The sequence below is a fragment of the uncultured Paenibacillus sp. genome (assembly GCF_963515335.1).
GTDB lineage: Bacteria > Bacillota > Bacilli > Paenibacillales > Paenibacillaceae > Paenibacillus_I.
Genome location: NZ_CAUPYC010000101.1, coordinates 1 through 8,988 on the forward strand (window position 1 = coordinate 1; position 8,988 = coordinate 8,988).

The 8,988-nt window shown below is 50.7% G+C and carries 7 protein-coding genes; 4 read left to right on the plus strand and 3 right to left on the minus strand.

Annotation, left to right across the window (positions count from 1 at the left end; translation table 11 throughout):
• The first annotated feature begins 188 nt into the window (after positions 1–188).
• From RWM61_RS19530 to RWM61_RS19540, 3 genes are all read left to right on the plus strand, one after another.
• Positions 189–1,691 (plus strand): malate:quinone oxidoreductase, encoded by a 1,503-nt coding sequence (locus RWM61_RS19530; RefSeq protein ID WP_314003959.1) that lies wholly within the window; start codon positions 189–191, stop codon positions 1,689–1,691.
• 302 nt (positions 1,692–1,993) lie between these two features.
• Positions 1,994–3,055, plus strand: coding sequence for an LLM class flavin-dependent oxidoreductase (locus RWM61_RS19535; RefSeq protein WP_314003962.1), 1,062 nt, complete (start codon positions 1,994–1,996; stop codon positions 3,053–3,055).
• A 117-nt stretch (positions 3,056–3,172) separates the two neighbouring features.
• Positions 3,173–4,291 (plus strand): D-alanyl-D-alanine carboxypeptidase family protein, encoded by a 1,119-nt coding sequence (locus tag RWM61_RS19540; protein WP_314003964.1) that lies wholly within the window; start codon positions 3,173–3,175, stop codon positions 4,289–4,291.
• Positions 4,292–4,325: 34 nt separating this feature from the next.
• Here the strand turns inward: RWM61_RS19540 and lgt are convergent, their stop codons facing one another.
• The 3 genes from lgt to RWM61_RS19555 all read right to left on the minus strand — a co-directional run bounded on the left by lgt (position 4,326) and on the right by RWM61_RS19555 (position 7,279).
• Entirely contained in the window at positions 4,326–5,102 is a 777-nt protein-coding gene (lgt, locus tag RWM61_RS19545) for a prolipoprotein diacylglyceryl transferase (RefSeq protein WP_314003966.1), read from the minus strand.
• Positions 5,103–5,201: 99 nt separating this feature from the next.
• On the minus strand, positions 5,202–6,377 hold the full coding sequence (locus tag RWM61_RS19550; RefSeq protein ID WP_314003971.1) for an ATP-binding protein: 1,176 nt from the start codon (positions 6,375–6,377) through the stop codon (positions 5,202–5,204).
• A 227-nt stretch (positions 6,378–6,604) separates the two neighbouring features.
• The gene (locus RWM61_RS19555) at positions 6,605–7,279 is read right to left on the minus strand and encodes a response regulator transcription factor (protein ID WP_314003968.1); all 675 of its coding nucleotides are present in this window, start codon (positions 7,277–7,279) and stop codon (positions 6,605–6,607) included.
• Positions 7,280–7,495: 216 nt separating this feature from the next.
• Here RWM61_RS19555 and RWM61_RS19560 point away from each other — a divergent pair.
• Positions 7,496–8,988: multicopper oxidase family protein (locus RWM61_RS19560; protein ID WP_399539081.1), on the plus strand; the 1,493-nt coding region annotated here is incomplete at its 3' end.

The window sequence follows — 8,988 nt, forward strand, 5'->3', positions numbered from 1 at the left end:
GCTACGCCTAAACCAGAAATCTACCTAGGATTACCACGAAGTGCATAGGTCATGTAATAGTGATACACTAGTGATCAGGTTATAATTGATCCAGAAAAGATGTGTGACTAGGTTGCGCCCTGGCTTGCTGTGCTAAGCAGGAACGCCTGCATCCTTTCTGCAAAACGTAGGGTATAAGGAAGGTAAAAATGAGCAACAGACAAACTAAGACAGACGTTATCTTAATTGGTGCCGGAATCATGAGTGCGACTTTGGGGTCAATGCTGAAAGAATTAGTACCGGACTGGGAGATTACAGTGATTGAGAGGCTCTCAAACGCAGGAGAGGAAAGCTCTAACGAATGGAATAATGCGGGAACGGGGCATGCTTCACTGTGCGAGCTTAATTACACCGTTGAACAACCGGACGGATCCATAGATATCAGCAAAGCTATAAAAGTTAACGAAGAGTATCAGGTTTCAAAGCAGTTTTGGTCTTATCTTGTAAACAGCAAGCTGATACGCAATCCGCGAGACTTTATCATGCCAGTTCCGCATATGAGTTTTGTACAAGGGGAGCAAGATGTAACGTTTCTAAAAAAACGTTTTGATGCGCTGTCTAACCATCCCCTGTTTCAAGGGATGGAATTTTCCGATGACCCGGGGAAACTGACGGAATGGATTCCGCTTATGATGAAAGACCGGACATTGAATAAACCTATAGCGGCAACCAGAATTGAATCCGGAACGGATGTCAACTTCGGCGCTTTAACGCGCATGTTGTTTGCCCACTTAAAGAAGAAAAACGTCGATATCAAATTCAAACATAATGTTGATGATATTAAACGCACCAGTGACGGCTCGTGGGAATTGAAAGTGCGGAATGTCGATAGAGGTACCGTCGAACGCCATACTGCAAAATTCGTCTTTATCGGCGGTGGGGGAGGAAGCCTGCATTTGCTGCAAAAATCCGGTATTCCTGAAGGAAAAGGTATTGGAGGATTTCCGGTAAGCGGACTATTCATGGTGTGTCAGAACCCGGATATTGTAGCGCAGCATCGTGCAAAAGTATACGGAAAAGCTTCGGTTGGCGCTCCTCCAATGTCTGTTCCGCATCTTGACACGAGATTTATCGACAAGAAGGAAACGATGTTTTTTGGGCCGTTTGCCGGCTTCTCACCAAAGTTTTTGAAATCCGGTTCAATGTTTGATTTGTTAACTTCCGTAAAACCCCATAATCTCGTAACGATGATGGCGGCAGGCGTAAAAAACGTTCCATTGACAACATACCTGATCAAGCAAGTTATGTTATCGAAAGAAGAGCGCATGGAAGCTTTGCGGGAATTTATCCCGAATGCCAAAAGCGACGATTGGGATTTACTGCTGGCAGGCCAGCGTGTGCAAATTATCAAAGATACGGCTGCCGGCAAAGGAACGCTTCAATTCGGTACGGAAGTTATTAGTGCCGCTGATGGCTCAATAGCTGCATTGCTCGGCGCTTCTCCGGGTGCTTCTACCGCCGTTTCCGTCATGCTTGAGGTAATAAAAAAATGTTTCCCGCAACACATGAAAGCGTGGGAGCCGAAAATAAAAAAGATGATTCCTTCTTATGGCGAGTCACTATTGAAAAACCCAGACCTTGTCCACGAAATTCATACTTTAACTGCGCGGACGCTTGGCTTATCGGGTAAAAAACAAGCAAATTCCGCATAACCGAAAAACCCGTATGTTAAAGGAAGCATAAGTTGCCGTTTTGGTAAATTTACGCTTCCTTTATTTTTTCAAGTACCTTTATTGGTTTAGCCGACAGAAGTTAATTTTGATGACTGTTGGTTGTGGGGGGGTTCTGTGAAAATCAAAACGCACGATTGATCAATGTTCGTCTTTAAGAAGTAGTGGATTTCTTGAAAATGCCAATAAGATGCCCGACCCAAGTTTTTGAGGGGATAACAAGGATCCGGTGCGGGTGTTCCAGGATACGGTGAGCCGTACCACGCAATCAGGAGGGACGATTTATGGAAATAGGGATCAGCACCTTTGTAGAGACATCGCCGGACGTTGAAACCGGTGAGGTGATGAGTCATGCACAGCGGCTGCATGAGGTTGTCGAGGAAATTGTACTTGCGGATCAGGTCGGATTGGATGTATATGGCGTGGGCGAGCATCATCGTAAAGATTATGCGGCGTCTGCTCCTGCAGTCGTGCTGGCTGCGGCTGCGTCGCAGACGAAACGGATACGGCTGACAAGCGCGGTTACGGTGCTTTCTTCCGCCGATCCGGTGCGCGTGTTTCAGGATTTTGCCACGCTTGACGGGATCTCGAACGGACGTGCGGAGATTATGGCGGGCCGGGGCTCTTTTATCGAATCGTTCCCGCTGTTCGGATATGACTTGAATGACTACGACGCGCTCTTCGATGAGAAGCTGGAGTTGTTGTTGAAAATCCGGGAGTCTGAGAAAGTGACCTGGAGAGGCGGGCATCGGCCGGCGATTGATGATCTGGGCGTGTATCCGCGTCCGGTTCAGAATCCACTGCCGATATGGATTGGCAGCGGGGGCAATACGGAATCCGTTATTCGCGCGGGCATGCTCGGACTGCCGCTTGTATTGGCAATTATTGGAGGCAGTCCCGTTCGGTTTGCGCCGCTCGTGCAGCTCTATAAGAAAGCGGCAGCTCACGCAGGCCATGATGCATCGCAGCTGCCGGTTGCTTCGCACTCGCACGGTTTTATTGCGGAGAGTACCCAGGCAGCGGCCGACAAGTTTTTTCCGTCCACCCAGCAAAGCATGAATGTGATTGGACGGGAGCGGGGCTGGGGGCATTACGACCGTTCAGCCTACGATGCCGCGCGCAGCTTTGAAGGAGCGCTGTACGTCGGCGATCCGGAGACGGTCGCCCGGAAAATCATCCACCTTCGTAAGAACGTAGGCATCACACGCTTTTTCCTGCACGTACCGCTTGGTACGATGCCTCATGAGGACGTGATGAGAGCCATCGAGCTGCTGGGAACAGAGGTGGCGCCGCGGGTTCGAGAAGAAATATCCGGATGGGAAGCCGAGAACGAAGCGAAGCAGTAAACCTGGCGCCTCTTGTATACGGGGACAATGTTCCGGCAAAGAACAGACTTCACTATGCAAGAGGCGCTTAATATAAAGCTTGAAACGAATATCAAGAGAAGCAAGGGAGACGGTTGCGTGGGTAAATTGTTTTTATCTCTGGTGGTCGTTCTTTCATTGGCCGGAACCGGTGTTGCCGGCGCGAATAAAGACAATGCCTCATTCCAGCAAATGGCTTCCCAAATCAATGCCGATGCCTGGGTAGTCATGGATAATCGAACGGGAAGGATCATAGCGGAGCGCAACAAGGATATGCGTTATTATCCTGCAAGCATCACGAAGATCGGCACGGCCATTATGGCGTTGGAACGGGGGCGGCTGGATGATGTCGTAACGATCTCGAAAGCTGCAGCGGCAACTGAAGGAAGCAGTTTGGAGCTGACAAGCGGAGACAAGCTGACGCTCAGGGATTTGCTTTACGGTATTATACTCCATTCGGGAAATGACGGTGCTGCAGCGATTGCGGAGCATATATCTGGAGATGAGAACCAATTTGCCAAGGAAATGACCCTTTTTCTTAGAACGATTGGCGCCCGGAATACCAATTTCACCAATGCCAGCGGGTTGCCCGACGATCAGCATTATACGACGGCTTCGGATATGGCGGTTATAACAAGATACGCCATGAGCAATCCCGTTTTCCGGGATATTGCGGCTGCCAAGTCTTATGACTGGAAGGATGAGCTGTGGAGTAAAAGGCTGGAGGACCATGAGAGGCCTGAAGCAAAAATATTAGGATTGTCTTGGGACGGCACCGCTCAAATCGTAAATCACAATCGGTTGTTAACGCTCTACGAAGGCGCCATCGGGGTGAAAAACGGCTTTACCGATGAGGCCCGGTATACATTGGTTGGTGCCGCTCAAAGAAACGGAACAGAATTAATTGCCGTTGCCCTGAAGTCTGAGAATGCGGTTTCGGCATACCAAGATATGGCCAAGCTTCTGGACTACGGTTTTACTGTAACTGCAACTGAAACAGTTGCAAACGAGCAGCCTGTTGAAGTTGTCGAATCGCAAGCCGAATTACCCCGCTATGCCGGCAAAGCAGAGGAACCGGCGCAGCCGGTTATCGATCCCGAGTCGGCATCGTCCGGCGGCAATCCCGGCATCCTCTACTTGTTAACCGGCATATTGGGGTTCATTGCGGTTAGTTATCTCGTTTATGCCTTGCGCAAGCCGAAACGCAACGTTCGATAGATTGATGGCGGCTTTGCTTATACGGCTATGCCGCTCATTCCATGACCTTGTTTCGCGTTTGCTTGATTCTGACATACATAAGAATGAGCGCCACTATGATCGTGACGATACTTGTCACTTGCGCCGTGCGCAGATCGAAGAACGTATACAAGCTGTCGCCCCGGGTGTACTCCAGGAAGAAGCGGGCAACCGAATACGTGATGAGCATGAACAAGAACAGGAAGCCGTCGAAAAGCTTTCGCTTGCGTAGCGCGAGAACGACGCCCATAATGATCAAATCCGCAGCGGCCTCGAACAGGGCCGTGGGAAAGAGCGGCACGGGTCCGTTCGCTTCATAGGCCATGGTGCCGGGTTTATAGACAACGCCGAACTGCTCGGACACGATTCCGTAGTCGTCTCCCGCCATGAAGTCGCCGATTCTGCCGATGGCCATGCCGAGTATCAATCCCGGCGCTACGATATCGGCAAACGACCATACAGGAAGCTTGTTTTTGCGGGCAAACCAGACTCCGGCAATGATGCCGCCGGCAAGTCCCCCCTGCAGAGCGAGTCCGCCTTCCCAAATTCGCAGAATGCTGATGGGGTCGGAGGCGTAACTTTCCCAAGAGAAAATCACATACCAGATACGCGCGCCGAGAACGCCCGCAATCAGGGCATAGGTGGCAAAATCGAGTACCAGCTCCGGATTGATTCCGCTGAGCTTGGCCTGTCGGCGCGTTAACAGAATGGCGAGCAAAGCAGCTACGGCGATGCCGAGCCCATGGGTTGGCACTGAAAATCCAAAAATGGTGAATACTTCAAATCCGATCATCCGTTTCCGCACTCCCTTAAATTTTTTGTCAAAGCTACTACTTGAGTTCGATTATAGATCACATTATCGCACATAAATGTGTGTCTTCTGTGAACAATTTTACGGACGGGGGAGTAAAACGGTAAAAATGCTTCCTCGTCCTGGCCGGCTCTGCACCCGGATAGAACCGTCATGCAGTTCGACAATGCGTTTGCAAATGGATAAACCGAGGCCGGCGCCTCCGTGAGCGCGGGAGCGGGACTTTTCCACCCGGTAGAAGCGCTGCCAGATTTGGTGGATATTTTCTTCCGGAATGCCTATGCCGGTATCCGAAACCGTTACTTCAATCGCATAAGGAAGCTCCGACACCTTGATTTCCACATGCCCGCCGGCAGGCGTATATTTTTTTGCGTTTTCAAGCAGATTGACCAGCACTTGTGAAATGCGTACAGGATCGATGAAGCCGTTTATCGTGCGCTTCTTCGGCGGATTCCATTGAAGGGTGATTTCAGCTTCGGCAAATCCGAGCTTAAACTCATCGACGGCCTGCTGAATCAAAGCGATGAGATTGACCGATTCTTTTTGAATACGGTAGTTGGTCTGATCAAGCTGCACCAATTCGAATAAATCGTCGGACAAATGGTATAGGCGGTTCGAAGCGTCAAAAATATAATCGAGAAATTTCTCCTTTTCCTCCTCGTCTTGAATCGCTCCGGCACGTAAAATATTGGCATATTCTCGAATGTACGTAATCGGCGTGCGCAGTTCATGGGAGATTTCAGCCAGAAAATCTTGTCGTTCCAAGCGGTAATGCTTTAATTCATGTGAGAAATCCATCAGGGAACGGCTGAGCTCGGCGATTTCATCCTTCCCGTCCGTTGCCAAGGAAAAATTGTATTTGTTCTGGCTTAACAGCCGGACAGCGTTTTTCATATTCACCAAAGGCCGAGTGATGCGCTTGGCGATAATAAAGATGAGCACGGCGGAAGCAACCGATGAGGTGATCGTCACCCCGATCAGAATGCGCTGAAGGGATTCAATGGCGGTTCTGATCGGCTCGGACGGGGTGAACATGATGACGGTGGCCACGGTCTTGCCTTGTATCGTTACGGGCGATTTCGAGACCAGATACGGTTTGTTTCTCCAATCGCTCTCGACCAATTCGGATGGTGCGTCATTGAATTCAGGAAGCGGCCGCAGATAGACGTTCTGGGATGGAGGCAAAGACCGCGACTGGGTAAGAACTTGGCCTGATGAATCGAGGACAATTACAGATGTGATGGCGTTTTTCTCCATCAACTTCACATGCTCCAGCGTCGGCGGACTGAAATCGCTGCTCAAGACACCGGCGTGGCTGTGCCCGCGGTGTATGAGCTCATTCACCACTTGTTGGAAGTAAAATTTCTCAAACAACGGGTACAGAATCAGACCCAGGATCAGGATCAGGCTTATGAAAAGACTGAAAATGAGCAGCCCCAGCTTATGATGAACGCGGTGGAATTGCAAGAAGCGCATGGGTGTCGTCATAGCAGCTTGTATCCTACCCCCCACATCGTTTTGATCAAATCGTCTGCGCCGGCTTCCCTTAATTTGCCGCGCAAATTGCGAATGTGTGAATCGACGGTCCGGTCGTCCCCGTCGAAATCGAAGCCCCAAACATTCTCGATCATCTGATCGCGGGTTAACGCTTGTCCGGGATGGCTTAACATGAACCGAAGCAGGGCGAATTCATGGGCGGTAAGGTGAACCGGATGGCCTTCGTAATGCACTTCGTGCGATTCCGCGTTCAAGGCAAGGCCTTTGTATTGAATCATCTGCCGCCGCGCAGCCGGAGAAGACCGGGCACGGCGAATCAAGGCCTTGATTCGGACGATCAGCTCCGCCTCCTCGAACGGCTTGGTCAAATAATCATCCGCACCGCTCTCGAACCCCTCTATTTTATCTTTCAGCTGATTTCGGGCCGTCAGCATCATAATGGGGACCTGGTTGGATATGCGAACCTGCTTGCATAATTCGCGGCCGTCCATATCCGGCATCATCCAATCGACCAGCAACAGATCAAACTCATCGCTGCGCAGAATGGCCAGCGCCTCTTTGCCGTCCGCTGCTTCCGATATCCGGTAGCCGTTCCGCAATAAATAAAATTTAAGCAATTCCCGCATAGGCTTCTCGTCGTCGACGACTAATATATGCTCCACCTTGTAGCCTCCCGTGTGATTGATGATAGGAATGTAACCGATTATCCATAAGTTCTGCACATTTTTTGCACACTTTGTTACTAACATGAGACTTACAAAAAAATTATAACGCGATAGTTATGCGAGAGGGAGAGGGAAATGACGAAATTGAGGCCCTTGATTATTCTGATAATCGCCGCAGTGGTCGGCGTCGGAATTATCTTTATTGTGAAAGGCATGGGCGGAGACATGAATAGTATGCCCGGCATGAATATGGGAGAAGGTTCCGATCCCGAAGCAACAACGGCCGTACAGAACGTCCCTGTGGAGGTTCTGAGCGGCAATACCATTAGTCTTACCGCAAAACCGGGAAAGTTGCAAATCGACGATGAAACGACGAAGGATGTCTGGACCTATAACGGCAGCGTCCCCGGTCCCCAGCTTCGGGTGAAGCAAGGGGAAATGCTCAATATTACACTGAACAATGAACTGCCTGAGCCGACAACGATTCATTGGCACGGATTGCCGGTTCCGAACGGCATGGATGGCATTCCGGGAGTGACGATGAACGCGGTGCAACCGGGCGAAAGCTTTACTTATCAGTTTAAAGCCGATGTCCCGGGCACGTATTGGTACCATTCGCACCAGAACGGCGTCGAGCAGGTGGACAAGGGTTTGTACGGCACGTTTATCGTAGAGCCGGCTGATGAAGAGAAGCCGGCGCGCGATTATACCGTGGTGCTTGACGAATGGATGGAGCAGGAAATGTCCGGCGGCATGGATATGGGCGGAAACGGCGACGGTATGTCCGGCATGGATATGGGCGGAAACGAAGGCGGCGGTGACATGTCCGGCATGGACATGGGCGGAAACGGCGGCATGTCCGGCGCGAATACGGAAGGGATGAGCGAGGCTGAAATGATGCCTCTTATGTATACCATCTTTACGGCGAACGGAAGATCCGGTGCCGCTATCGAGCCTTTGAAGGTGAAGCAGGGAGAAAAGGTGCGGATCCGTTTGGTTAATGCCGGATATATGTCGCATCAGCTGCATTTGCAAGGGCAAGACTTCAAGATTGTTTCGACGGACGGGCAGCCTATCAACAACCCGCCGAGCGTGAATGGACAATTGTTGAATATCGCCCCGGGCGAACGTTATGATATCGAATTCGAAGCGAACAACCCCGGGAATTGGCTGCTGGAGGAGCACAGCACAAACCCCGGAGCCAAAGGGTTGAAGATTCCGATCGTATACGAAGGTTTTGACGGCGAGGCGGCGAAAGCGGACAATGACGAGCTGCCGCTTCTGGACATTACGAAATACGGGGAAGCGGCGCAAAGCCGGTTCACGCTTGATCAGAAGTACGACGTGGAATACACAATGGATTTGAATACGGAGACGAAAGACGGAGAAATGGCGTTCACTATCAACGGGAAGACGTTCCCCGACACGGAGCCGATCAACGTGAAAACAGGAGATCTGGTTAAGGTCAAATTGGTGAACAAATCTCCGGAAGATATTCACCCCATGCATCTGCACGGAATGTTCTTCCAGGTGTTAAGTAAAAACGGCGTGCCCGTCAGCGGCTCTCCTTTGGTCAAGGATACGCTTAACGTGCTGCCTGGTGAGGAGTATGAGATTGCCTTCCTGGCGGATAATCCCGGCAATTGGCTTTTCCATTGCCATGATCTCGGACATGCGGCGGCCGGCATGGTGACCCAGGTTAAATA